The following is a 25,183-nucleotide window of genomic DNA, read 5'->3' as shown; positions in this document are numbered from 1 at the left end:
CTCACAGCCCCTCTCTTAGTGTAATCCCGCATTTCATTTGAAACCCAACCTCTTCTCTTGAGTAAACAAATACTTGATTTACAAAGCTTTCAAATATCTTCCCATCAAAGGTTATAAGCATTTGAGCTTTATTTGTAAATCTCAATAATTCTCTAACCTCATGAGTTTTTGATATTTCGCTGTTCATAGCAAAATTTAGGCTTTCTATTTCATCTCGATAGCTTTCTGCCTCTATTTCAAGTTCATTATTTTCCTTATTAAAAAGAGCTGGCTCAAGATATCCCTTTGCCATAAGCTTTATCAGCATTTCTTTCTGCTCTGTATTTTTCTCTATCAATTTTTCAAGCTCTGAAATTCTTGAAATGCTGTCTGCTTTCCTCATATCTCTTAAAGCTTTAAGAAGTGGCTTTAAAATAACTTTACGCCCAAATATTAGTTTGTTCATCATTGTTATAAAAGCTCTTTGTAGATTACCTTCTCGGACAAATTTCATTGAACATTCATCCGCCTGAGTAATATGTTTTTGGCAGCACCAAGCTATATACTTTTTATTTCCATTTGTATGAATTCTTCGCTTAAAGGTACCGCCGCACTGGGAACATTTTAACTTTCCTGAAAAAGGATATCGGTTTTGATATTTGCCGCTTCCTTTTACAATGCCCTTTTCTTTACCACGCTGATTAATTAATTTGTCCACCGTTTCAAAATCCTCTCGGCTAATGATAGCTTCATGATGATTTTGAATATAATACTGGTCTTTCTCTCCATAATTGGTATGCCTATTAAAATTATCATCTGTGTAGGTCTTTTGCAAAATGGCATCTCCAACATACTTTTCATTTGACAACATTCCTCTGATAGTTGTGGAGATCCAGTTGTTACCCCTTTTAGGTTTAATGCCTTTTTTATTCAATGCATCTGCAATCTTTCCGGCACCCTTTCCTGCCAATGCTTCTTTAAAAATAAACCTCACAACTTCTGCTTGCTCCAAATTTACAAGCATTTCACCATCTGCATAGTCATAACCATATGGAGGATACGAAATCTTAAAGGTTCCATTTTGGAATCGCCTTTGCACTGACCATCTGTTATTTTCTGCAATGGATAATGACTCATTTTCTGCTAAACCACTTAGAATGGATAGCATTAGCTCACTTTCCATTGACTGTGTATTTATATTCTCTTTTTCAAAATAAATGTAAACTCCAAGGTCAACTAATTTACGCACCAATTCCAAGCAATCGGTAGTGTTTCTTGCAAACCTGCTGATAGATTTTGTAACAATAAAATCTATCTTCTTTTGTTCACAATCTGATATCAGCCTTAAAAGTTCTGAGCGTTTTTCCTTTTTTGTACCAGAGATGCCTTCGTCATAATATATCCCTGCGAACTCCCAGTTAGGATTTGCTTTTATATAAGCCTCATAATGTAACTTCTGAGTTTCAAGGCTTACAAGTTGTTCCTCGCTATCAGTTGATACTCTGCAGTAAGCAGCTGCACGAAGTTTCTCTTTCATAACTGTATCTTTAGAATCCTTAACTATCTTCGTTATCTTTTTCATCGTCTCACCTCGCTTTCGTTACGTCACATGTTACCTCTCAAGCCTATATATATCAACGATTTAGGGGCATAATCTCCGCTAGAAACGGTGAAAAAGTTTTACGATTTAGTTCTGTTATTTTATTAAATTCCAAAGGAGTAATAAACCCTTTTTCAAGCAAAGTTTTCAATAATCTTTCTGCCCTAAAATAATCAAATTCTCTTTGCAATTGTTCTGTTGTAATTTCGCTTGCAGGAGTTGAATTTTTTATATGTTCCTCTAAAATTTTTGTTACCTTCATAAATCAAACCTCCATTTCTGCAAATATGACTTGCACCTATATGCAAAAAACCGAGGATAATCGAACCCTTAAAAGTATAAAAAATTTCAGTACAAATAAAAAAATCCTGCAAGAGTGATTAAACTCCTACAGGCAATTCCTTATTCGTTATTTATAAAATTTCTGCTTAATTATATATCATTATGCAGGCATCAAAGCCTGCTGCCTTTAACTTTTTCAGTTGAACTTCAGCATTTTCTCTTGATGAGAAAGAGCCTGACATAATTCTGTAAACAGTTTTTTGGGTGGATATCTGCTTTGTCGGTATTTTTTCTGTATGACTGATCCCCATCTGGGATAATACAGCTTTGGCTATCGCCTTTATTATTTCATTTTTCTTTGCATCAAACAGATTATTGTCCGCACTGTTGTCAATAAAGCCCACCTCAATTAAAACTGCCGGTGCCTTGGTCTCTCTGAGAACGTGGAAGTTCGCAGTTTTCACTCCCCTGTCTATAAAACCTAAAGCCGCAAGGGAGGTCTGTATGCTTTGTGCCAGTGACTTAGCCTTTGTTCCTGCGTTTAGATAGGTATAAGTTTCCACTCCTCTCGCTTTTTCAGGCTGGTATGCATTTCTGTGAAAGGATATGAAATAATCATAATTGCCTCTGTTTTCGAAGCCGCTCCTCTCTCCAAGACTTACTGTAACATCTGAAGTCCTTGTTTCATCTACACTCACTCCATATTTTCTGACTTCCGCCGCCACAGCTTTTCCTATACTCAACACATCATCACTTTCTTTCCTGCCTTTATAGCAGGCACCGCTGTCTGACCCACCGTGTCCGTAATCAAAACATAATACCGCCATTATTTATCTCCTCTCTCATTTATCTGCTCTAAAATATTCTTCAGTTTTTCAGGTACAGGAAGTCCAACCTTAGCTGAATTTTCCATTATACTGATACCTTCATTGGAAATGTAGAAAAAAATAACAGCGGTGCGTACTGCACTGCCGTTTTTAACCAGATGCACATCTATTATATTTCCTATTCCCACGAGTACAAATATAAGTATCTTTTTAAATATTCCCCTGAAGCCAATTTCACTTGAAAGCTTTTTCTCAAGAACTGCTGCCATAAGTCCTGTGATGTAATCAACTGCCACAAAAGCAACCAGTGCATACAAAAAGCCATCGAAGCCTCCCAGAAACCACCCGGCATATGCTCCGACAGCCGTAAATACTAATTGAAAACTATTAAACAAATTTTTCACTTTATCTCCTCCATATATTATTAATGCTGCGGCATCTCCAGCGGATACACGTAGTCACAGGTAAAATCATACTGTATTTTCATGGTATTTGTAGGGGTTTTGGTTACTGCCTCCGGAAGCAGAGTATGTGCTGAAGCCGGGACAATATACTGCTGTTTTAACTCTCCATAACTATCACCGCTGAATGTAAACAAAATTGAGGTATCTTCGTCCCACACAATACTGTCGTAATCAGTAGATGTAAAATCTGAAGTGCCGTAAATACTCATATCGCTGTTAAGCTGCAGGCAGGCACCATAATCTATTATCACCCACAATTTATTGTTGGGTATTTTAGTCAGAGTAATCTCATTGTAATTTCCAGAATATATTTGAGCTTTATCAGAAAAAGTGCCGTCTTTATTATATTTAGCTATACAGCTCTTGTATTTGGACATTGCGCCGGAGGAATCTGTACATCCGTTGTAAGTTATATAGACATTGGCAGCATTTACTGCTATATCATAATAATGCACACCATGTACAAGATCACCAGGCACAGCATCACTTTTAGGATAGGACTCTATTACTGCAAAATTTTTGTCCAATTTCTTAAAAGAACCGTCACTTATAAGTATCCAGAAATTCGTGCCGTCATAAGCTGCAGCCTTGGCGGCTTCAGGAAGTGATGCATCATTTTTCCTGTCACCTGTAATCTTGTCATATACACACAGTGTTTCTGAATTAATTTCCAGGGCATAAAGATTTGTTTCATCTGTGCATAAGTTATAATCAGGCAGATAATTCCCACTGCTGCCTTCTTCTAAAGTTTTCCTGGCATACATCGGATTTATCCTGGGAACTTGAGCGCTGCTCCCAACTCCTGCACCGCCTGTCCAGTATATGCTTTTAAAAGTTCCATTAGCCGCATTTGTCGGAAAATCCATGACATAATGTTTTGTGTTTCCACTTTTCGTCGTTTCGACACTATTCACATTGCCCTTTAAGCTGTCACTGCTGCTGTACTTATATAGGCTGTCAGCATAACCTACAATACTTCCCCAGGTAAAATAATCATAGGGATCTTCTGCAATATCTCCCGTAGTAAGAACCATTATCCTGAATGGATAAGTTGTATATATCCGGGTAAGCAGATCATCCTGATCATTATCCAGCATAGGATAATAAAAGCCATCAAGATAAGCCATATTGCCAAATACAGCGGATATCCTGTTTTCACTTTCAGCTTCATAAATCTGTTTTCCTGTAAGTGAATCATATAACTTGACCGTAGCTGTACCTGTGAAAGGCATTATCAGTTTTTTCTTCAATACTTCTATTTTAGTTCCCTTTATTAGATCTTTGCTGTAAGCTAAACTTTGCTTGTAAGCCATAGGATTCCTCCTCTCTAAAATTTTGAATATAAAAAAAGCCTATACCATTTTGATATGGGCCTTTAGTCATTTAATAAGAAATGTTTGTATTAATCTTTAATAACAATTTTTATTAATCATTTTCTTATGTGTTTTTTTATTGATTTTATTGTATCCATATTAGTCTCCCTAAAATCTGAACAACACTCTACTCTGCTTATTTTTTCATAGTCTCAAAGATTCCAATCGTCTTTAAGGCATCCTTATAAGCACATATATAAATCTCCCTGTATATAATAGCCATCTGGGCATTTATAATATCCCCGTATTCTACAAATAATGCCTGTAATTCTTCATCAGTCTTACTTATTAACTTATCTTGTACTTCCGATAATGTAATTTCTAATTTTTTGTAATGGTCATCTTTCTTTCCTAAACCAAGTGAAATATCATTAAGTCTTTTATCAATAAAAAAATCAATAAACTCTTGAAATTCTTCCAGCATATCCATACCTCCAAATCTTATGTTTGTGGTATGTTAACTCTTAATCGATATGCTTTCAAGTTATACTTATTAAATGCAAAAAGAAACTTATAAAAATTAATTAGTGATATCATACTGATGACTCTCATATTGCACATAATAAGAATATAGTATCTATACAAGTTTAAATAGACATTATTACCCAATGCTAGTTTTATTCAATTATAAAAATTAGCGATTTATCTGAAACCGTTCTTTCTAAAAGAGCTTTTATCTCTTCATCACTCATAGGTTTCTCATTATCCATAGCTCCCTTTGCAATATCATATACATTTCTTATTGCTTGTATTGAATTAGCCATAATATTATCTCCTAACATCTCGATAAATTACTATTTTACAGTAACTAATTCTAGTATATCATGAAGTTTGAGGAAATTTAAATCACTCCAAAAATTTTTAGACTACTTCCTCTTCTACACAGTATTATAATTAACCCTTATCTCCTTCAACTTTAAAACATCTGTACTTGAGCTAATCTCCATATACCAGGCAAATCTTATCTTTTTATCTGAAAGCCCCAAGGAGGTCCACTGTGCTTCAGTAATTCCCTGAAGATCTGCAGCAGACATTCCTTTACTTTTTACATCCTGCATATTTGTTATATCCACCATTATCCACGAACTTCCGTCCCATGCTTTCCATGAAACTCCGCTGTCTGTACTCACTATAAAAATTATAATTCCATTACCTGTGCTGTCCATGGTCAATACAACATTTGTGATATCCTGTATATAGGCTTCACTAAATAAAACATCCTCCAGCATTCTTACTATTACAGGTTTAGGAACAATTATCTGGGTTATTTTTGGTACAGGCAGTTCTTCTGAAGGCGACCATATTTTTAAGACCGGAGATGAGGATACAAGTCCTGTTCTTTCTTTGCGGAAAATATCATCACCATAGGTCTGAAATTTTTCTGCTGTCATGGGAAGTTCTGAAACTTTGACATAGCTTTCGCTTACAGTATCCCAGTGTTTGATATCACTTCCGTCAACTATAAGATATTTTATGTCGGTCTGAATATAGGAACCTTCTTTGACAGTATATGCTTTTCCCTGTTCCTGCCCGGGGATAAAAGCATAGGATTTACTGTTTTCAAGAGTTAAAGCAGTAGTCCCAAGCACAGGATTTGCAAAGGAGTTAGTACCTGTATTAGGTATTTTGTCAATGACAAGCACCATGGCGCTGTCATTAAACAGTATAAGTTCCCATACCAAATCAAGAGTGCCCCAGCTGCTGTAGCTCTGATGTCCTTCCCATCTGATTCTGAATGTTGGTCTGCCGTTCACTATTTCTTTGGCATAGTAAATATTATCCGCCCCGGCATCTCTCCTGTTTATTTTAAGCTGTTCAGCTGCACCGGTGAAACCAACCCAGGAATTTCCGCTTACGCTGATTGCAGTTTTGCAGTTTGTTCCATTATAGAAAAAATCGAAACCAATGTCCGGGAAACTAACTGTGCTGTCATCATTATGAGAACTCAACAAAGTCATGCCGCTGTTTCCCTTTGGAGAAATCACAGCTACAGTGTATATGCCCAATTATTCCACCTCCAGTTTTTCAATGCCTGCAAAATTACCGCTGTCCAGAAGTTCAAAGCTGTACATTTTACCTGAATCTACAGACTCACTTGCTGCCGTTCCCTCGTAAATTGTCCTGAAGCAGAGTCCATCACTGTCCAGTATTAATACATTTTCATCTATTGAATATCTGTAATTGTACTGTGGAATAAAATACAGGATATCCCCGTATTTTTTAATTGAAACAGCATAGTTTGTGTTCATTTCTCTACCGCTTATAATTGCTGATATATCTGCTGTTTCATGAATTCCGATTATCTGAGTAAGAGGATTCTGAAATTCCGTTTCTATATAGTTACTTTTCACCTTGCTTAAATACAAGCTGTTTATATTCACAAGTTTCTGACTCTCAAGACATTCTGCATGCGGGTGCTGGGCACTTAATCCACCTTGTAGATTTCTTCCGTCAATCATACACTGAAGATTGAACATCGGTATATTTATCGTACCTGTATCCACCTTTAAAAACACAGCTATATAATGCGCTCCCTGCTGAACCTGAGGTATTCCAAGAGGCATACCTACAACATTATCACCCTGCTGCAATTTCTGCTTAGGTGTAAATACAATATCCACATTGTCCAGCTGAATCTGAATTGTTATTGTACATGAACTTTCTGCTGTGCAGTACATGCTAAAATTCATTGAAAGGTTTGTATCCGCCACTGCCGTTATCCCGAGATAAACCGGCTCAACAGGTGATGTGCCTACAGTCAGCGGCACAGGATTGGCATAATAAAGCATTGAGCTGAAAGACTCAGCTACCTTATTACCCAGTTCATCCAGGGTTGTTTTAATATTTGCCGTATCAAGCTTGTTAAATATGCTGTCCTTTGGCTGTCCAAGTTCAACTTCATCATTTACACCTGTTAAGACATCCTTCTTTATTTTAATTACAGGTACTTTCACATCAATGCCAAAATCTTTGTGCCTTACTATAACCAGATCTCCTATGCTTACTGTCTGGAGATGTTTATAATTTTCATACTCCTTTGTCCTGCTGAGTTCAACAAAATCAACATCAATGTTAACCCTGCTTAAACCTATTACCTCTGCCACCTCCTGTACCAATGATCTTAATGTGACCTCATCTTCTGCATCCTTGAATTCCACCTTTTTTATTATGGGAAAAGGCGGATAATCGTCACTGTTCCAGTTGGGCACGCTTATATATTTTTCAGTAAGTTTTACACCATTTTTACCTACGGGGTAGAGTTTTGTCACAACACTTGTCGTATCTGTATTGAACTTCAGTCCTGTTATATTCTTACCCCTGGCAATGAGAACCCCTGTATCTCTGCCCATGGCTTTTAATATCTTGATATCAAAGTTGTCTCTTTTAAGTTCCCCGCAGCCCCATATATCAATTATTGAAAATATGGCTTCTACCGGATTTTTCTCTATAACACTAATGGAGTTTGAAGTTATAATATCGCTGTCTGCAGAATATATGGTTATCAAATCTCCTACTAAAGATTTTTCCAAAGCTGTTTTTACACTGCAGTTTTCAGCTTTCATACTTTCTATAAAATAATAGGAGAGATCATAGAAGATATGCTTTGCCCATATTTTAATTACATTTTTGCTATCATCGCTTTTCTCTATCTTATATATTCTAAAAAGCTGATCCTCTGCCTTGATAATATTCCACTCCACTATATACTTTGATTTTTTAGAATTAGAAGGATACTCTAGCTCTAAGGAATAATCTCCATTTAGTTCTTCAGTAATATAACAGCTTATGGCTTCACTTAAAATTCCAAGACCATTATTGTCAAAGTTTCCTTTAGTAGTTTTCTTATCGTAGATGCATATCATCACAGCCACCGCCAGTTTGGCAGAAGTTCAGCTTTAACAACATCCCCGCTCCATTCCATTATATTTTCCCAGGGTTTCAGTTTTGGAAACTCCCCTCTCATCTTTCCGTTCAAGTTATTTCCAGCATTATCATAGCAGTCCTGTATAACTGAATCCACTATGATTTTTTCAGATACGCCTTTAAGACTTATCTGCTGTCCATTTATTTTTAAAACTATATCACCAAAGCCATAAATACTTATTACAGGTTCACTTTCAATAGTTCCCGGATTATTTATAGTGGTTCCAGTTTCAATTATATTTACTATATTATTCTCTACTGCATACTTAAATGGTCTGCAGTTAAATATTATAGGAAACTCGCTAAAATATTTATAAACCTGTTTAAAATCAATAGAATTTACCACTTGAGCAATATATTTTTTATCTGGCTGAAAACTAAATACCAAATCACTTTCACCTGCTTCAAAAAGCCAAACTGCTATATCATCAATTTTATCTGCAAGATTCTGCGTATCCTTTACTGAACACTCAACCGTTAGTGTTATATCATCATAGGTTTTTTCATCAAACCTTAAATTAGAATTTCTTCCGGGAATATTTATCATATTTACTCTGCGTTTAGGAGAAGGAATATTTGGTCTTTGAGATATTAAGATCCCATAATCATCATAGCTATTCTTGCCAGCAAAGTTAAAACTAAGCATACTAAATTCCTCCCTTCCCCATAGAAATTTTCTGCCTGTAAAATTCTAATTCATATGCAAGCTGCTCTATATCTTTTTCAGTGTAATTATTAAAGTTCTCTATATACAGGGTAAGTCCGTTTCTGCTACCCATATTCCTGTTTTCTTCCGAGCTATTGCTGTAATTACGGGATACTAGTATTTCTGACACCCCGGGACTTACCTTCATGTCAAGTGACAATCTGCTTACAGCATCAGAGACAAGATATCTGCTTTCGTTTATTCCTTCCGCCAGTCCTTTCATAAAATCTGGCATCCATTTTTCATAGTCAGTAAGAGGACCTTCGTCCGGAACTGAAAAGTGAAGATAGCTTCTTATTTTAGCAGCCAGAGCACTTACCGCATCTTCTACTCTGCCTATGGCAGATCTTATGCCGTTAACAATTCCATTTACAAAGTCTGCTCCATAGCTCCATGCCCTGCCCGGCAAACTTGCCAGATAATTTAATGCATTATTAATACCACTTTCTATGGAACTTCTTACACTTCCTATAGTACTATTTACTCCATCCTTCATTCTTGTGAACATACTTGATCCATAATTATAAAGCTTGCCCGGAAGTTCTGAAAACCAAGTTAAAATAGAATTCCATATGTTAAGTACTGTTTCTTTTATGTTACTACAAAGATTTATTACAGTTTCCTTTAATTTAGTCCAGGCATTTACAGCTGTATTTTTTATAGTTTCCCATATATTTGTCAGAGCTGTTTTTATATTATTCCATATATTCTCTATATCTGATTGTAGCTTTGTAAAATTTCCTGTAACTATATCAAAGATTATAAGTACAGCACCTAAAACAATATCTTTTATAATATCCCAGGTATTCTGAAATATTGTCCTGTAAAAATTTAAGGCGGGTTCTAAAAAGCTTTTTATACTGTTAAGGCCGCTGCTTACTGTACTTTTTAAAGTTTCCCAGGCAGTAAATGTAGCAGTTTTTACATTTTCCCAGGCACCGGATACAGACATTTTGATATTTTCAAAAACAGCGGTAAGATTATTCCAAAGCTGAGCAGCTCCCTGCGAAATAACATCCCAGTGCTTGTAAATTTCGTATCCTGCAAATATGGCAAGGCCTATGCCAATAACCCAGGGATTAAACACCATTCCTAAGATCTTAGACATACCACCTAATTTTCCTGCTGCAGTTGAAACCTTTCCTATTGCTGTGGATATATCTCCCACAGCTCTTACCACACTTCCAACTGCAACAAGAATCGGACCAGATGCAGCAATTAATGCCCCTGTGATTATTATTATTCTCTGAGAACCCTGATCCAGTTTTCCAAATGCCTGTATCCATTCATTTAACCTGGCAATTATAGGAGTTATTATAGGGAGTATATTCTGTCCCATTGCAGCACCCAGTTCTTTTAAACTCTCCTGAAATACTCTCATCTGGTTGGCAGTGCCTGCACCTGTGCGTTCAAAATCGCCGTGAGCGTTTTTTGTTTTGTCCAAGACATAGTTATACCTGAGCTGTACCTTTTCCGCTTCGGTCATATCCTGGGTTCTCTTCTGTATTCCCTTAGAATAGGCATACTGCTGGAGATTCGTGTCTGTCATAACTACCCCGAGCATTTTCAGACTCTCAGTCTCTCCTGTGAATATGCCGTTTAAAGCTTCCTCCGCCTGCTTTATATCTATGTTTTTAAAACTTGAGAGATCTCCGGCAAGTCCTACAAGGGACATAGACATCTTTGCAGCTTCTTGCTGACTTAATCCCATACTTGTTGCCATATCTCCGTAGAGAGCTGACATATCAAGTGCTGTCCCCTTTGCTATGCCGTAGCCTTTTAAAGTAGTATCTGACCAATTTTTTACACTTTGACTGGTGCTTCCAAATGCAACTTCAACTTTATTCATACTTTCACTTGTATCTGAAGCAAGCCTTATACTTGCGGCTCCTGCTGCAACAAGCGGCGTAGTTACTGCAAGGGAAAGTTTAGATCCTGCACCTGCCAGTCCGTCACCTATGGATTTCATTTTACTCCCTATATTTTCAAAACTTTTACTTAAAGAAGTCCACCTGCTGCTCTGGGTCTCTATTTGTTTATTGGTCTTTGAAAGTTCATTTTCCATCTGTGACAGGGTTTGTCTTGCCTTATTTAATTTTATCTCAAGGTCTTGGGTGGCTTTGCTGTCTTTACCTTTAGTTTCAGCACTTTTGGTATAGACATTTTCAAGAGTGCTTACTTTTTGCTTTTGAAGCTCCAATTGCTTGGATAGATTTTCTGATTTCAGCTTAAGTCCCTCAAGACCTTTTCCATTTTCTCCAAGTGCCGCAGTGTTTGCCTTAAATTCACTGTCAAGCACTCTTAGATTTCTGTTTATACTGCTTATGCCATTTTGAAACCCGCTTGAATCCAGTCCTATCTTCACAGCCAGACTTCCCAGTTCTTCAGCCACGCTCTCACCTTCTTTACAATATATTTAAAACTGCATCTAAGTTCTGCTTATATTTCTTATTTGCCCTGTAAATTAAGATATCAAAGTAAAAAAATATATCCATTTCATCAACATCATTTAGTGTCCATCCTTGCTCTAAAAGCTTAGAATAGATCTCCTTTATAAAATCAAGCGGAGAAAGCTTTTCATCTGCTTCTCCGCCTACTTGTTTGGGAATTCATTCAATTTATTTCCCAGGTTTCCCACTATTCCGTTTATGCTGCTGTTAAGAGTTTCTATCAGTTTATCTGCATCCAGTCCGTCATAAAAATCATCTCTGGTAAATTTATTACCATATAGCTCCACTATAAAATCCACAAGTCCATCTAAATCTTTTGTCTTCATATTGCTAAAATCTATATTTTCGTTAATTTCAATAGCCTTTCTAAGCATTCTTGTTTTAACTTTAGGCATTACATAAGTTTTATTGTTCAATGCTATCTCCATAGACTTTACCCCCTATCAATGAATCTTACTTATCAGATAAATTAACCTGCAGTATATGCTGAAGTTGAACTTAATACTAATCCCGCTGATCTGCCAGCTTCCGCATCTGCCTTTATCCTTACCTGTATTTTTCCTAAATCATAAGCACTATTTCCAACATTTTGTGGATTTTCTGTCACTGCTGACCATGTTGCTCCTCCATCTGTACTGTACTCATAATCTGATGCATTATCATATCCGCTAACATTAGTCCATCCAAAAGTATTAGCTGTATCATCCTGTACTGGGTTAGTTGGTGCTGCTGGTATAATCATTGATTTATACACACTAGCAAACCATGCAGCCCCACCTGTAAATCCACTATCTTCGTCAGCTGTATATTTCCACTTACCATCTGTTCTTGTAACAAATGTACCTTTAATTTTAGGTGTCTGAAATTTTGTTTTGTCTTCCTGTGATGAATGTTCTTCTTCCGGTTCACTAAATTTGCCTTTAAGAAGCCATACATATCTATACTTGGCATTAGCTTTTTTAATTTTAAAGCCTACAGCAACATATGGTGCTGAATCCTGAACATCAGAACACATAACTTTAGTTGTTGAATCAATCGTATGTCCAAGAAGTGCCGCCTGTACTTCAAGTGGTAAATCCTGTGTTTCAATTTCAACATCTATTTCACCTAATGATGTAGCTGTTTCTACAGCTTTATTATCAGCATACAGCGTATCCGAATTGCTCTTTGGACTTATTTTTACATTTATTGCTGGTGAAATTAAAGCCGGTGTACCATAAATTGAAGCAATTTCATCTGTTAAAACTGCATAGACTAAATTTTCTACTCCTATAGGAGCACTGTTTACTATTTCTGACATAAATTATTGTCCTCCTTCCATCTGAATAAAGAACCTTATTATCTTGTGATATATTTTAGTATCATCCTCAAATAAATCAGCCGCGGAAGTTCTCATAAACCCTGCGGCTTTCATAGCATTTTTTACTTTTTCTACAAGCTCTGTATAATCATTTTTACTCCATACATCTATCTGAATATAATATCCTATAGCTTTTTCTTCATTATCAGCATACTGCTCACCCTGTTCTAGATAATTAAAAAAAGTTATATAGGTATTTTCTTTCCCTTTATATTTTTGAAATGAAACAGGTACATTGAGTGGTTTTAAAGCTTCTACTACTAATTTATTTATCACTTTAATCCTTCCTTTAGAGTTTCAGCTATAATTCTTTTTATATCATCTTTATTTTTTTCATAAGCAGGCTGGAGGAAAGGATGTGCAGCTCTTTTACCGGTTCCAAACTCAATAAATTTCCCATAAAATATTTCTGAATTGTCTCCCTTATCTACACCTACAAGAATGTATTTTATTCCCTCTTTCTTTTTTACATTGGTTATCTTAAGACCTTTTTTAAGTTTTCCAGTCCTCACAGGAACATTTGTCTTTGCATCTTCAAGTACAGGTTCTGCCGCATTTTTTAATGCTTTATTTTCAAGCCTTCCTACATTTGAACCTATCTTCTGAAGTTTGTTTAATATTTCATCAACACCCATAAGTTCTATATTACCCACTATTCTCAACCTCCAAAGCTTTTATTTCTATATATTTGTTTTTATATTTAATATTATCTATGAAAGTTATATTGTACTGCTTGTCTTCAAACAGTATTCTCATATCATCTGTTATGCCATGTAAATATCTTATAGTGAATTTAACAGTTTTCTCTGCCTGCACAGCCGCAGCTGCAAAATATTCTCTTCCAATCAGATTTGATATTGCTGCCCAAACAGTTGAGTAATCCTCCCATATTTCAACTTCAAATCCATTTTCATTTGTAGTTGCTGTAAGTTTTTGAAAGATTATTTTATGTTTCAATTCCTCAGTTCTCATACTGGTATCACTCTATTCATACTCAATAATGAGTTTCTTGCTTCTTCAATTTTAGTTCTTTCATCAGGCTTATAATCATCATAGAGAAGCCTCATATGAAGGATCATTGCCCATTTAACTGTTTCTGGAATATCTGCTCCTTTATCTCCAAAACCAGCTGTAAATATAATTCTTACAGCATTAGCAGTTTGTAATGCTATTGTTGGCCATAATTTACAGTATCCAAGTACAATTCTATTAACAAAACTATCTGTATCAACAATATAATTACTTGAATCAAATATATACTCCTGTCCACCTGCATCATAGTATTTTACACTTTCTACACTTTGAACTGGTGAACAGTTTTTAAATGAAATACAATTATCCTCCGGGAAATAATCCCGCACCATTTCTAAAGTTTGAGTAATATACTTTCTATTTTGAAAGTCCTCACAAAATTCTCTAGCCTGCTTGATCATGCTGAGTAAAATAATATCATCATCACTTCCGGTTACTCTTAAATGCTGTTTTGCTTCCTCCAAAGTTATAGGTTCAGCTGCAGGTGGAGTTATAATTTTTAATGCCATAAAATCACCCCAAAAACAAAAAGAGCCTAAGCAGCTCTCAAAATGTACTTAACTAATATCTAATTTTTTTCATCCCCAGCATATTTGTTCTCCAATATAAATTCGCCACTTGCAAAATTTGTAGCCTGTGAACTAGCTCCAATCCTCACATTTAAACAAGTAAACCCATTATTTATATCAAGTTTAGCTGGATCAACATGAAATATAACCTGCTTATTTTTTGCAGTATTTGCTACAGTATAGCTTACTCCATCTGCTTGCCTTACAAGTGTATCACTTGCTGAAACATCTTCATTTGCAAGTACTGGAACATTATTTTCTAAAGGTTTTGCGCCAGTTCCTCCTACATCCTGTGCCTGGTACAAAGATATTTGTGTTTCATGCCCTGCTGTCTGGGCTAAATTTACAACAACTGTTGCTGTAATAGAATTCTTTAAAGTTATATAATTACTTGTTATTGCAGCATTTGTTGTTTTAGGTTCAAATGCTTGTATTAATTTATATTTTTCAATTAATGCCATGATAAATTTCCTCCTTAAATAGTAAAGACAGCACTAAGGCTGCCTTTTTGAAATTTATGGATATAAATAGAATAACATTGGCTATTAAAGCATTTACTATTATTTTGTTAGAATCTATTTCCAATTACCTCATCCTTCCAACACGAATAGTCTACATACTGACTATTTATTAAATCTAGCTTATTTTTACTACTAAAGCGAATGCTATACCCATCTTTTATTTTATTTAATACCCTGCCTTCTAAAATATCTTTAACCTTAATAATAAATACTTCTAATGTCTTATCATCTTCTGTAATTAAAACAAAAGCTATTACCGGTTCTAAATTAAACTGATTTGAGAAAAACTCAATTTTTTTAATATGGTCATCACTAAATGAATACATTCTGCTTTCATTAGAACCTTTTTTAAAATTACGAGTTTTTACTGAAATTGCATACCTATTTCCATCTTTCTCTGATATTAAATCTGCTCCAACATGGTCTACATAAGCAACTTCATAACCCTTCTTAATTAGCACATAATTTACTAACCCTTCTCCAAAATCCCCCATTTGTTTTGGTGCTCTTGAATTTTGTGTTAATGGCATTTTAATTTCCCCCACTTCCATTATTTAAAAGCTTCATTTTGTATAACTTATATGTGTTCTAACGTCCTTTTATATGAAGCCATAATAATATTTATAAATATTATACCAGAAACTACTATTAGTTTGGGCTTTCAAGTTATTTGTAACATAATAAGCCTGAATTCCTATCTATCCTCCAAAGTAACAAATGGACTTAAAGCATTAGCTCCCTTATAAGGTGTAATTGGTTTATTTCTATAAGGAGCACCATTAAACTTATAGATAAATCTAAATACCTGTTCATCGTATAAAAATCTTACATGTATTGACACATCTGCTGTCGGTGCTTTTTTATCTATTCCTATATATTGTGTAGGATCTGCAAGTATAATATCTCCTTTTTTACCTAATGGAGAGCACTGTTCTATTGGAATTATTGGTCTGTTTAAAAGAGTGCTGTACTGTGAACTTGAAGCTCCTCCAGATGGTAAAAATACAGGTGCTCCTCCTGTTCCTATATTAAGTGCCATAGTATAAAGCTGAGGTTCTATTTCTTGATTAATATACCACACGGCATTTGCTCTAAGCCTTGCAGGCACTGAACTCCACATTTTAAGTATATTTTCGTACTTTATAGTTCCTGCAGCTTGATTTGATTCTTTTGGTACTGATACAAGTGCATCTGAATTAAGTATTCCAAGTGGCATACCAACACCACTTCCATTAATAATTGCGTCATCTATTTTAAAACTCATTTCATCAGCATAAGCTTGTTTTACTATAGCCTCAAGAGCTGTTGCATCCTGAAGTAAATCATCTGTAACATAGCAAAGTGCCAGTAATTTCTGAAGTGCCATATCAATTTCTCTAAACTTAGGCTTTGACTTTGTAACAGTTTCTGCTTCAGCTATCCAGTAAGCTTGAACACCGCCCCATCTGCTTCCATTAGCCCTGCTGGTTTCATCAATACCAAGAGTTCTTAATCTATTTGTATTTGCACCAATTGGAATCATCCTTATTCTGTTTGCAACCTGACTTTCAGACATCATAACATCAAACATATCCTGTATAAAATCATTTTCCAGCATAAAGCCGCCTTCTGAAGTTACACTTTCATTTAGTCCTGATGCTGAATTTTGATATATGAGCCTGTTATCCATTATTCCACCTGGTGAAGATGCCTTTGCTACAGCTTGAAGAAATTCTCCCATGCCGCCTTTCCATTTCTTTTCATTAGGATCTTTAGGTTTAGCATATATAGGTTCATTGACTGGTGTCTTATTAAGCTTTTCTCTTTCTTTTAGCTTGTCTTCTGCTTCTATTGTTTTTTCAAGATTTTTAATTTCTACCTCTAAATCATCATATAACTTTTGCTCCTCTTCATTCATTGCTCTTGCTGCATCAATTGCACCTTGTACTATAGCTGCTTGTGAGTCAAGTTTTTGTTTTAATATTTCTTTTAAACTCATATATTAAATCTCCTCTCATGAATTTCATTTAGTTTTTTGTATAAATCTATAGGAACTTGCTTTTCATCCTTAGCTGCCAGAACTTTATTTTTGTCTGTAACTTTTTCTTTAATTTCTTCTACGTTAACAGGCTGTTCTTTAAGCTTATTAACTTTACTTTCACTTGGAATTGACTCTTTAAACTGAATTTTACCTACTTGAAGATTTTTATATCTAGTAATATCAACCTTTAATCCATTAATAGCAAATATTCTATTATTCAACGAAGCTGCTACTTGTTTTTCTTCTTCAATTTCATCTGCAAAACCAAATTCTAATGCTTCCTCCGCTGTCATCCAAGTTTCTGCATCCATTAGTTCAACTATACTTTCTTTCTCCATTCCCGTTTTATCTTCATATACTGAAATCATACTTTCTCTTACTTTATCCAGATCATCAGCTAATTTTCTAAAATCATTTGCATTCCCCATACCAAAAGACCAAGGATTGTGCACCATAAGCATTGCGTTTTTAGGCATTTTAACGTTATCTCCTGCCATAGCAATTATTGAAGCTATACTTGCTGCAAGTCCATCCACATAAACATTAACTGTTGCACTATGCCTTTTTAGCATTGAATATATCGCCTGTCCTGCAAACACATCACCGCCGCCGCTGTTTATATAAACATTTAAGGTTTTAATGTCTCCAAGTGAATCTAATTCTTCCTTAAAATTTTTAGGCGTAATTTCGTCTCCCCACCAAGTTGAATCACTTATATCTCCATATAAAAGAAGCTCTCCTTCATCACTATTTTCTTTTGCATTAAATGTCCAGAACTTCTTACCTTTGCTCACGCTTTTCACCACCTTTTGAAATCATTTCATATATTTGCTCCGCCAATTTCTTATTTTTATTTTCTATATCATCAGCACCAGCCTCACTCATATTTAAAGGCTGTAAATATATATCCCCATTTTCAATTGGGTCCATGTTTTCAAGTCTTCTTATATCATTTACACTAAGCCATCCCCATTGTCTGCCCTGTGCATAAGCTGAAGCTCTAGTCTGTGCATCCCCTCTTAAAAGTGCATCCACCTTAAACTCGAAATATCTATTTTTTCTTTTTGATTCATCTGAAAGCAGCTGCAAGTTCAAATTTTCTTCCCATCTTTTAAACCATGGGAGCATAGTATAAACAATGAATTCAAGACTTTGGTGTTCTATGTTATTGTTGGTTGACCTTGTTAAATCTTGTACCAAATGAAGTGGTATTCTAAATATTCTACATACATCTTCTATCCTAAATCTCTTGGATTCTAAAAACTGTGCATCAGTAAGTTTCATAGTAACTTCTTTAAATTGACCTCCACCCTCAAGTATCATAGGCACCCCTGCATTTTGAAGTCCTGTATAATTTTTCTTTATGTCCTTTTTTAATCTCTTAAAAGCCTCGTCTCCTAGTTCATTAGGATACTGAAATATTCCACTTGTCGATGCCCTATTAAGATAAAAATTTCTTTCAAATTTGTCTTGAGATAATCCAATATCAATAGTTAACGCCGCATAAGTTAGAGGTGTTACTCCTATATAACCATCTAAAGTTAAACCTGGAATATGTAGTATTTCATCTCTTGTCTTCGGCTCAGTTTTACCATCAATAAAGTAAAGAAGCCTTCCTGTGTCTTTATCTATATCAATCCTTACTCTGCTCCATAAAATAGGTCTAAGTTCTAATAAATCACCATGAAGATTAAATACCTTTTGAACTATAAAGTTTCCACCCAAATTCATATTACTCATCCCTGTTTCCTTAAACTGCCCCGGTGTCATTTCTGGATTTGGATTATAATGCATCAGCTGATATTCTGGAGCATCTGTAACTTGAACTCTATTACCTTTACTGTCTTTCTCATATAAAAATATAGGACAACTTGCAAGTGTTTCTGAAAGTACCCTGTTGCAGGCAAAAACTGCTGTAAAACTCATAGCTGTATTAGCATCTATAGTTGTATTATCTGCTGTAGGAACATCTTCACCAGCTAAAAAATCCTGAGAATATTTCTGCAGAACTTCAAATAATGCATTCTGTGGAGTTAAAAAAAGCTTACATCTATCAATAAATTTCAAAACATCACTTCCTAATCAAGTAAACTTCTCATTCCTCTTTTTTCATAAACTGATTCTTTAGATTCATGTCTTATTGCTCTATCAAGAGCCATTATTAAAGCTACAGCTCCATCTATTTTTTCAGTGGACTTTTCTTTATCCGGCTTTATGTTTCCAGCTGGATCTGTTCTTACAAATATGTTATCCATCATCCAGCTTAAAACTGGATGTCCCCCATGAGCTATTTTCTGTTCTAGAGTTATTTTCATAAGCTCTTTTGTTGGTGGACTCATATCTTTATATCCTTGTCCAAAAGGAACTACAGTAAAACCTAAGCCGTCTAAGTTTTGAACCATCTGCACAGCTCCCCAGCGGTCAAAGGCTATTTCCTTTATATTAAATTGTGTTCCAAGTTTATCTATAAAATTTTCAATAAAAGCATAATGAATAACATTTCCTTCTGTAGTTTCAAGAAAGCCTTGTTTTTTCCATACATCATAGGGAACATGATCTCTTTTTACTCTAAGTTTCAAATTATCTTCTGGTATCCAGAAGAAAGGTAAAACATAATATTTATCATCCTCATTTATTGGCGGAAACACTAGAACAAAGGCAGTAATATCATTAGTACTTGAAAGATCCAAGCCGCCATAACATTCTCTACCTTTAAGTTTTTCAATATTAACTTCAAAAGAACACTTGTTCCAGACATCCATAGGCATCCATCTTACAGATTGTTTAACCCATTGATTAAGCCTAAGCTGCCTGAATATATTTTCTTCAGCTGGATTTTCCTTTGCACTATTAAAAGCATTCCTAACTTTTTCTATGTCAATGGTATGCCCTAGCGATGGATTAGCTTTATACCAATTCTCCTCTAAGCTCCAATCATCCTCATCTTTAATTCCATATATCACAGGATAAAAGGTTTTATCAATTTTCTTACCTCTTAAAATATCCTCTGCCTTTTGATGTACCTCATAGCATATAGAATTTCTATCTGTTCCAGCCGTTGTAATTAAAAAGAACAGCGGCTGCATTCTTGCATCACCACTGCCCTTTGTCATAACATCATATAATTCTCTATTAGGCTGTGCATGTAACTCATCAAAAATTACTCCATGAACATTAAGTCCATGTTTACTAAATGCCTCTGAAGATAAAACTTGATAAAAGCTTCCAAGAGGCATATACACTAATCTCTTTTGAGATATTACAGGCTTTATTCTTTTTTTAAGCGCCTGACATTGGTCAACCATATCTACTGCCACATCAAATACAATAGATGCCTGCTGCCTGTCTGCGGCACAGCCATAAACTTCAGCTCCCCATTCATTATCTGCACAGGTAAGATAAAGAGCTATAGCCGCGGCAATTTCACTTTTTCCATTTTTCTTTGGGATCTCTACATAGGCTGTATTGTATTTTCTATAGCCATTATCCTTAACTGTTCCAAATATATCTTTAATAATTTTATCCTGCCAGGGTAATAAATCAAAAGGAACTCCATGCCACACACCTTTTGTGTGCTTTAAATTATTTATGAACTTTACTACTTTTTCAGCTTTCTTTTCGTCAAACATTTTCACACCATCCTTAGAATATCTTCCATAGGATCATCAGTTTTACCTGTTTCTGCACCTACTCTAATCCTAGTACGGGATGATGGTGTTAATCCAAATTCAGAACAAAAGTCTTTCATAATTTTAAGATAGGTCTGAGCAATAGAAACCTGCGGTACCTGTTGAATATATCCTGATGGTGTTTTAAAAATAGTACCATGCTTTGTTAAAAACTCTTCTGCTTCCTTCCATCTTGCATAAGCTTGGCAGTATCCGGCAAAAGCAGCTGCATCTACTTTTGTAAGTACCCCTATTTTCTCTAATGTCTTTGTCATCCTTCTCCATTCTTTTTTAGCTTCTGGTTCAAGCCATGACGGACATTTTGGAGCTTTCTTTTCGGGTTTTGGTTCGTTCATATTTAAAGGTCTTTTCCCTGGATTTCCTTCAAGAACCTTTAGAGCTGTTGGTTTTGGTTTTCTTCCTCTTGTCGCCATGGTTTCACCTCCATTTCTCCATACAACACAAAAAGAGCCATTCAATGACTCTCCTCATAAATTAATTACTTTGTTTTAATTCTTACTCTATATGCAATTGGCTGCATATAATCCTTTTTTAACATATTTTTATTTAATATGTGTATTTTAGGATTATTTGTTTCAACTTCATAAATAAGATATATCATATAATTTTCTTTTTCCATAGCTTGTCTATACTCATTATCTGTAATAATAAAATTTATGTTATTTGCAGTACTTATTGTTGACTTAACTTCAATATATATTTCATTACCATGTTTATCAAATGATAAAATATCATAGCCAAGTCTATCATCTTCTGTAGAAACAACTGTTACTTTTTCTGCAAGGTCTTCTCTACCGATTTTTCTTAGACTTTTAATTTGCTCATTAAAAACAATATTTTCCCCAAGGTTACCTATATATTTTTTTCTTTTCATCTCTTTTTCATAATCTGGTTTCTTATTTTTACCTTTAACAGATTTATCATTTTCTAATCTACCTATATAGTTAAAATCGATATAATCGACTTTAGGATTTAATTGGTATTTTCCTTTATCACCACTATTATCTTTTTTCTTAGGTGAATAGTATGTGTATAAGAAAACCATATATATATAATTATTCCACAGCTTCATTTTTTCATCATTTTGCTTAAACTCCAATAATAATTGTTTTTTCATTTCTATTGTCTTAGCTTTTTCATACTCAAAATAAATAGGTAAGTGTTGTAAAAAGTAATCTATATGTTCCTCTGAAAATATACTTATATATTTTTCTGGAAAATACGTTGATAATATTTTTCCTTTAAACATAGGCGATAATTTATTCTCATGAATTTTAATAAAGTCTTCATTTTTACCATCCATAAGCAAATGGTAAATTGATAATTTTATGTTTCCGAATGCTTCTTGATAATTATTTCCCCATTTATTAATTGTTCTATATTTCTTTTCATCCTCATTTTTAGTTTTGCCATAATATACTCCGAACTTTTTATCAGCTGTTGATCCTCCCTTGATTTTCCCAAGATTCATTAATTTCGTTTCTAGCCAATAACAAAATGTGTCATCCCCTCCATTAATCAAACCTTTTTTACCCACAATATATTTATCAATTTCTAAGCTTAGTATAGTGTCTAGTTTAAATTTATTGATAAACTCTTGTCTTAATTTTTCCAACTTTTTAAATTCTTTATTTTTCTCATCAGACAAATTACTATTTATAAAATTATCAATATTTTCCTGAATCATTACTTTCATCTCCTATCACCAACAATAGTATACTAATTTAAAGAAAGTAACAATTCAATAATCATTTATTTATTAACTTTGCCTTACTCACAGTAAGATTTTATTTTTCTGATTTTCCTTTTCTAAAAGCACTATTACCATCTAGCTTACTAAGTAACTCACTTCTTGCATTTTTATATTCATTTCCTATAAATCCAAGCCTTAAAAGCCAGGTTCTGAAGGTGTATTTTTCATTATCCGTTTGCCTTTCCTTTGGAGAAGAATGTTTAAACTTCTTTGAGCTTTCATTAAGTGCCCCAGCAAATTGGTCAGCAATTTCAGCATTTTCAAAACCTTTTATAAATTTAAATTCTAAAGTTTTCTTTTCAAAATCGAAACTAATGCCCGGACACTTTTCTACTCCAATTTCTAAAGCTGCTGTTTTAAAATCTTCAATGCTCGCAATCCTTATGTTATTTATACCTTCCACAAATTCTTTTGTGACAATTTCTGTTTCAATGCCTAGTGCCTTTTTTATAAGAGTCTGCTTACTGCTTATCATATTTATTAGATTTCTTAAGGTGATCCCTGTATGCCCAGCCATTGAGAATATAATTTCTGAATGCTCAGTCTCTGCTTTTACACTTTCTTCTTGAAAATTATTTAACAATTCCTGAAGTTCTACTTCAACACCTTTTGAGTTTTTAATTTTACCATCTCTATCGATAGTTATAATTCCTCCTGATGTTTGTATTTGGTAAGCAAAGCTTGGTACTCCCATATATTCTGGTCTCACCCCAAAACGCTCACCTAATATTTTTACAGTTTCTTTTCTATCCAAATCAATTACCTCCTGTGCTTTTTTGTTATTACATATATCACTCTAAAGCACGGATATATCAAGTTATTTATGAAGGTTTATTTTCTTTAAATAAAGGCTAATATGAGTACCAAGGCGGTGATATCAATGAAAAAATCAAGTTTTATAAGAATAGATACTCTTGTAACTATTTCAGCAATTATAATTTTTACATTAGCAGCAGTTAAATTTATCAACTAAAAAAAGCCCCTGCAGGCTTTTTATTTTTCTAGGGCTGTATATCTTGGGTATGTATATCCTTCTGAATCTACCAAAATGATTTTATTTGTTTTTATATTTTTTACTCTTATGCATCTCAACTCACCTTTTTCGTTGCAGCCCCCATCTTCTTCTGATATCCATGTCTGATCCTTCCAAAGTTCCTTTGCAAACTGTTCAAATTCATTATCACTTAATTCTATTTCTTTTACAACTTCATAAGCTGTTCCTTTCATTCCATCTTTTTTAGCTTCTTTTGTAAATTCCTCAAGTTCCTTTAAATTTAAAACCTTTCTTCCAAATAATGCTCTCATTTTCTTTCCCTCCATGTGCTTTTTTGTTATACTATATATCACTCTAAAACACAGTAATAGCAAGGGTTTTATTCAACTTTAAGTACATTTTTATATTCTATCTTTTTGCCATCTCTAATTAGAAAAACTCCTTCATCTCCAGCAGTTTCTATATATCTTTTTACAATAACATCACAATATTTTTCATCAAGCTCTACTGCATAACATATTCTTTCCGTCTGCTCACAAGCAATTAATGTAGAACCACTTCCTGCAAAAGGTTCAAATACTATACAGTTTGTCATGCTGCTATTCTTAATTGGGTATGCTATTAATGGTACCGGCTTCATTGTTGGATGATCCGGACTTTTGCTTGGTCTATCAAAATTCCATACAGTTGTCTGTTTTCTATCTGAATACCATCTATGCTTCCCTGTTGGTTTCCATCCATAAAGTACAGGCTCATGCTGGAATTGATAATCACTTCTTCCTAAAACCAATGACTGCTTTACCCAAACACATACACTTGAAAGATGAAATCCAGCTTCTCTAAAAGCCTTTCTAAAGTTCAATCCTTCTGTGTCCGCATGGAAAATATACGCTCCTGCACCATCATCCAATACTGAGTAGATATTTTTAAAAGCAGCCAATAAAAATTCATGAAAACTCTTATCATCCATGCTGTCATTTTTTATAACTCTTTCATTTTCTTTTCCTGCTGAATAATTAACGTTGTAAGGCGGATCGGTAACACATAAATTAGCTTTCTTTCCATTCATAAGCTTTTCAACATCAGAGGTTTTAGTGCTGTCGCCACATATTAACCTATGTTTTCCTAATACCCACAGATCACCTGCTCTTGTTATAGATTCTTCTATTTCTTCAAGAGCTTTATCTGCATCAAAGTTATCGTCACTAACATCTTTATCATGAACTTTAGAAAATAAATCTTCTATCTCTGCGGCATCAAATCCTGTAAGAGAGATATCAAACATAGATTTATCAAGTTCATCTAAAATATCAGCTAACTTTGGCATATCCCATTCTCCACTTACTTTATTAAGAGCTACATTCAATGCCTTCTCCTCATCTGAACTTATATAAACGACTACGCATTCAATTTCCTTTGCGCCTTCCTGTTTTAAAACTTTAAATCTTTGATGTCCTCCCACAATATTTCCTGTTTTCTTATTCCAAATTACAGGTTCTACATATCCAAAGGTTTCAATTGATCTTTTAAGTTTTTCATATTCAGGATCTCCCGGCTTTAAATCTTTTCTTGGATTATATTTAGCTGGATTAAGTTTTTCAACAGATACCTTTTGAATCTCCAAATTATCACCTTCCTTA

At 34.5% G+C, this 25,183-nt stretch carries 28 protein-coding genes; all 28 read right to left on the bottom strand.

Features of this window, described 5'->3' with window-relative positions:
* Window position 1: 1 nt before the first annotated feature.
* Entirely contained in the window at window positions 2-1,561 is a 1,560-nt protein-coding gene (locus RGC78_RS01030; protein WP_309555812.1) for a recombinase family protein, read from the bottom strand.
* Between the two features lie 52 nt (window positions 1,562-1,613).
* Complete coding sequence (locus RGC78_RS01025; protein ID WP_309555810.1) at window positions 1,614-1,841, bottom strand: SHOCT domain-containing protein; 228 nt, start codon at window positions 1,839-1,841, stop codon at window positions 1,614-1,616.
* Window positions 1,842-2,007: 166 nt separating this feature from the next.
* Entirely contained in the window at window positions 2,008-2,688 is a 681-nt protein-coding gene (locus tag RGC78_RS01020; protein ID WP_309555809.1) for an N-acetylmuramoyl-L-alanine amidase, read from the bottom strand.
* Window positions 2,688-3,092 carry a phage holin family protein gene (locus tag RGC78_RS01015; protein WP_309555808.1) on the bottom strand — a complete coding sequence of 135 codons (405 nt, stop codon included), beginning with the start codon at window positions 3,090-3,092 and terminating at the stop codon, window positions 2,688-2,690. The genes RGC78_RS01020 and RGC78_RS01015 overlap by 1 nt, the downstream gene beginning before the upstream one ends.
* 20 nt (window positions 3,093-3,112) lie before the next feature.
* On the bottom strand, window positions 3,113-4,465 hold the full coding sequence (locus RGC78_RS01010; RefSeq protein ID WP_309555807.1) for a hypothetical protein: 1,353 nt from the start codon (window positions 4,463-4,465) through the stop codon (window positions 3,113-3,115).
* A 196-nt stretch (window positions 4,466-4,661) separates the two neighbouring features.
* Window positions 4,662-4,949: a hypothetical protein gene (locus tag RGC78_RS01005; RefSeq protein ID WP_309555806.1), complete on the bottom strand. Its 288-nt coding sequence runs from the start codon at window positions 4,947-4,949 to the stop codon at window positions 4,662-4,664.
* A 193-nt stretch (window positions 4,950-5,142) separates the two neighbouring features.
* Window positions 5,143-5,289, bottom strand: a complete 147-nt coding sequence (locus tag RGC78_RS01000; RefSeq protein WP_309555805.1) for a hypothetical protein — start codon at window positions 5,287-5,289, stop codon at window positions 5,143-5,145.
* A gap of 114 nt (window positions 5,290-5,403) precedes the next feature.
* Window positions 5,404-6,531: a hypothetical protein gene (locus tag RGC78_RS00995; protein WP_309555804.1), complete on the bottom strand. Its 1,128-nt coding sequence runs from the start codon at window positions 6,529-6,531 to the stop codon at window positions 5,404-5,406.
* Window positions 6,532-8,388, bottom strand: a complete 1,857-nt coding sequence (locus RGC78_RS00990; RefSeq protein WP_309555803.1) for a phage tail spike protein — start codon at window positions 8,386-8,388, stop codon at window positions 6,532-6,534.
* Window positions 8,388-9,095, bottom strand: a complete 708-nt coding sequence (locus RGC78_RS00985; protein WP_309555802.1) for a distal tail protein Dit — start codon at window positions 9,093-9,095, stop codon at window positions 8,388-8,390. The genes RGC78_RS00990 and RGC78_RS00985 overlap by 1 nt, the downstream gene beginning before the upstream one ends.
* A gap of 1 nt (window position 9,096) precedes the next feature.
* Entirely contained in the window at window positions 9,097-11,547 is a 2,451-nt protein-coding gene (locus tag RGC78_RS00980; RefSeq protein WP_309555801.1) for a phage tail tape measure protein, read from the bottom strand.
* Window positions 11,548-11,748: 201 nt separating this feature from the next.
* Window positions 11,749-12,033: a phage tail assembly chaperone G gene (gene gpG, locus RGC78_RS00975; protein ID WP_017894908.1), complete on the bottom strand. Its 285-nt coding sequence runs from the start codon at window positions 12,031-12,033 to the stop codon at window positions 11,749-11,751.
* Between the two features lie 41 nt (window positions 12,034-12,074).
* On the bottom strand, window positions 12,075-12,905 hold the full coding sequence (locus tag RGC78_RS00970; RefSeq protein ID WP_294180996.1) for a major tail protein: 831 nt from the start codon (window positions 12,903-12,905) through the stop codon (window positions 12,075-12,077).
* 3 nt (window positions 12,906-12,908) lie between these two features.
* A complete protein-coding gene (locus RGC78_RS00965) occupies window positions 12,909-13,241 on the bottom strand; it encodes a hypothetical protein (RefSeq protein WP_217821407.1) in 333 nt (110 codons plus the stop codon).
* Window positions 13,238-13,618, bottom strand: coding sequence for an HK97-gp10 family putative phage morphogenesis protein (locus RGC78_RS00960; protein WP_294180999.1), 381 nt, complete (start codon window positions 13,616-13,618; stop codon window positions 13,238-13,240). The genes RGC78_RS00965 and RGC78_RS00960 overlap by 4 nt, the downstream gene beginning before the upstream one ends.
* The gene (locus tag RGC78_RS00955; protein ID WP_294181001.1) at window positions 13,611-13,937 is read right to left on the bottom strand and encodes a phage head closure protein; all 327 of its coding nucleotides are present in this window, start codon (window positions 13,935-13,937) and stop codon (window positions 13,611-13,613) included. Before RGC78_RS00955 ends, RGC78_RS00960 begins: the two co-directional genes overlap by 8 nt.
* On the bottom strand, window positions 13,934-14,506 hold the full coding sequence (locus RGC78_RS00950) for a head-tail connector protein (protein WP_294181002.1): 573 nt from the start codon (window positions 14,504-14,506) through the stop codon (window positions 13,934-13,936). The genes RGC78_RS00955 and RGC78_RS00950 overlap by 4 nt, the downstream gene beginning before the upstream one ends.
* A gap of 59 nt (window positions 14,507-14,565) precedes the next feature.
* Window positions 14,566-15,027: a hypothetical protein gene (locus RGC78_RS00945; protein WP_294181003.1), complete on the bottom strand. Its 462-nt coding sequence runs from the start codon at window positions 15,025-15,027 to the stop codon at window positions 14,566-14,568.
* A gap of 107 nt (window positions 15,028-15,134) precedes the next feature.
* Window positions 15,135-15,617, bottom strand: coding sequence for a PDDEXK-like family protein (locus RGC78_RS00940; protein WP_294181005.1), 483 nt, complete (start codon window positions 15,615-15,617; stop codon window positions 15,135-15,137).
* Window positions 15,618-15,781: 164 nt separating this feature from the next.
* Window positions 15,782-17,065, bottom strand: coding sequence for a phage major capsid protein (locus RGC78_RS00935; protein ID WP_294181007.1), 1,284 nt, complete (start codon window positions 17,063-17,065; stop codon window positions 15,782-15,784).
* Complete coding sequence (locus RGC78_RS00930; protein ID WP_294181009.1) at window positions 17,062-17,901, bottom strand: head maturation protease, ClpP-related; 840 nt, start codon at window positions 17,899-17,901, stop codon at window positions 17,062-17,064. The genes RGC78_RS00935 and RGC78_RS00930 overlap by 4 nt, the downstream gene beginning before the upstream one ends.
* Window positions 17,888-19,174, bottom strand: coding sequence for a phage portal protein (locus tag RGC78_RS00925; protein WP_309555797.1), 1,287 nt, complete (start codon window positions 19,172-19,174; stop codon window positions 17,888-17,890). The genes RGC78_RS00930 and RGC78_RS00925 overlap by 14 nt, the downstream gene beginning before the upstream one ends.
* Window positions 19,175-19,185: 11 nt before the next feature.
* Window positions 19,186-20,736: a terminase large subunit gene (locus tag RGC78_RS00920; protein ID WP_309555796.1), complete on the bottom strand. Its 1,551-nt coding sequence runs from the start codon at window positions 20,734-20,736 to the stop codon at window positions 19,186-19,188.
* 2 nt (window positions 20,737-20,738) lie between these two features.
* A complete protein-coding gene (locus RGC78_RS00915) occupies window positions 20,739-21,209 on the bottom strand; it encodes a phage terminase small subunit P27 family (RefSeq protein WP_309555794.1) in 471 nt (156 codons plus the stop codon).
* 65 nt (window positions 21,210-21,274) lie between these two features.
* Window positions 21,275-22,483, bottom strand: a complete 1,209-nt coding sequence (locus RGC78_RS00910; RefSeq protein ID WP_058953047.1) for a protein NO VEIN domain-containing protein — start codon at window positions 22,481-22,483, stop codon at window positions 21,275-21,277.
* 100 nt (window positions 22,484-22,583) lie between these two features.
* Window positions 22,584-23,303 (bottom strand): virulence-related protein, encoded by a 720-nt coding sequence (locus RGC78_RS00905; RefSeq protein WP_309555793.1) that lies wholly within the window; start codon window positions 23,301-23,303, stop codon window positions 22,584-22,586.
* A 239-nt stretch (window positions 23,304-23,542) separates the two neighbouring features.
* A complete protein-coding gene (locus tag RGC78_RS00900; protein WP_309555791.1) occupies window positions 23,543-23,854 on the bottom strand; it encodes a hypothetical protein in 312 nt (103 codons plus the stop codon).
* Window positions 23,855-23,922: 68 nt separating this feature from the next.
* On the bottom strand, window positions 23,923-25,167 hold the full coding sequence (locus RGC78_RS00895; RefSeq protein ID WP_309555790.1) for a site-specific DNA-methyltransferase: 1,245 nt from the start codon (window positions 25,165-25,167) through the stop codon (window positions 23,923-23,925).
* Window positions 25,168-25,183 lie beyond the last annotated feature (16 nt).

It is taken from the genome of Clostridium aquiflavi, from assembly GCF_031344075.1.
In the GTDB taxonomy this organism is placed as follows: Bacteria; Bacillota; Clostridia; order Clostridiales; family Clostridiaceae; genus Clostridium; species Clostridium aquiflavi.
Note: the sequence above shows the minus strand (reverse complement) of the source record. Positions and strands in the feature narration are given on the sequence as shown.

What these genes read in the sequence shown, in the direction of transcription:
- RGC78_RS00985 (WP_309555802.1), bottom strand. Translation starts at nt 9,095, where the DNA reads ATGCTTAGTTTTAACTTTGCTGGCAAGAATAGCTATGATGATTATGGG.
- gpG (WP_017894908.1), bottom strand. Translation starts at nt 12,033, where the DNA reads ATGGAGATAGCATTGAACAATAAAACTTATGTAATGCCTAAAGTTAAA.
- RGC78_RS01005 (WP_309555806.1), bottom strand. Translation starts at nt 4,949, where the DNA reads ATGCTGGAAGAATTTCAAGAGTTTATTGATTTTTTTATTGATAAAAGA.
- RGC78_RS00950 (WP_294181002.1), bottom strand. Translation starts at nt 14,506, where the DNA reads ATGGCATTAAAAATTATAACTCCACCTGCAGCTGAACCTATAACTTTG.
- RGC78_RS00955 (WP_294181001.1), bottom strand. Translation starts at nt 13,937, where the DNA reads ATGAGAACTGAGGAATTGAAACATAAAATAATCTTTCAAAAACTTACA.
- RGC78_RS00935 (WP_294181007.1), bottom strand. Translation starts at nt 17,065, where the DNA reads ATGAGTTTAAAAGAAATATTAAAACAAAAACTTGACTCACAAGCAGCT.
- RGC78_RS01025 (WP_309555810.1), bottom strand. Translation starts at nt 1,841, where the DNA reads ATGAAGGTAACAAAAATTTTAGAGGAACATATAAAAAATTCAACTCCT.
- RGC78_RS00945 (WP_294181003.1), bottom strand. Translation starts at nt 15,027, where the DNA reads ATGGCATTAATTGAAAAATATAAATTAATACAAGCATTTGAACCTAAA.
- RGC78_RS00910 (WP_058953047.1), bottom strand. Translation starts at nt 22,483, where the DNA reads ATGATTCAGGAAAATATTGATAATTTTATAAATAGTAATTTGTCTGAT.
- RGC78_RS01020 (WP_309555809.1), bottom strand. Translation starts at nt 2,688, where the DNA reads ATGGCGGTATTATGTTTTGATTACGGACACGGTGGGTCAGACAGCGGT.
- RGC78_RS00940 (WP_294181005.1), bottom strand. Translation starts at nt 15,617, where the DNA reads ATGCCATTAACACAAAATTCAAGAGCACCAAAACAAATGGGGGATTTT.
- RGC78_RS00920 (WP_309555796.1), bottom strand. Translation starts at nt 20,736, where the DNA reads ATGTTTGACGAAAAGAAAGCTGAAAAAGTAGTAAAGTTCATAAATAAT.
- RGC78_RS00990 (WP_309555803.1), bottom strand. Translation starts at nt 8,388, where the DNA reads ATGATATGCATCTACGATAAGAAAACTACTAAAGGAAACTTTGACAAT.
- RGC78_RS00900 (WP_309555791.1), bottom strand. Translation starts at nt 23,854, where the DNA reads ATGAGAGCATTATTTGGAAGAAAGGTTTTAAATTTAAAGGAACTTGAG.
- RGC78_RS00915 (WP_309555794.1), bottom strand. Translation starts at nt 21,209, where the DNA reads ATGGCGACAAGAGGAAGAAAACCAAAACCAACAGCTCTAAAGGTTCTT.
- RGC78_RS01000 (WP_309555805.1), bottom strand. Translation starts at nt 5,289, where the DNA reads ATGGCTAATTCAATACAAGCAATAAGAAATGTATATGATATTGCAAAG.
- RGC78_RS01030 (WP_309555812.1), bottom strand. Translation starts at nt 1,561, where the DNA reads ATGAAAAAGATAACGAAGATAGTTAAGGATTCTAAAGATACAGTTATG.
- RGC78_RS01010 (WP_309555807.1), bottom strand. Translation starts at nt 4,465, where the DNA reads ATGGCTTACAAGCAAAGTTTAGCTTACAGCAAAGATCTAATAAAGGGA.
- RGC78_RS00970 (WP_294180996.1), bottom strand. Translation starts at nt 12,905, where the DNA reads ATGTCAGAAATAGTAAACAGTGCTCCTATAGGAGTAGAAAATTTAGTC.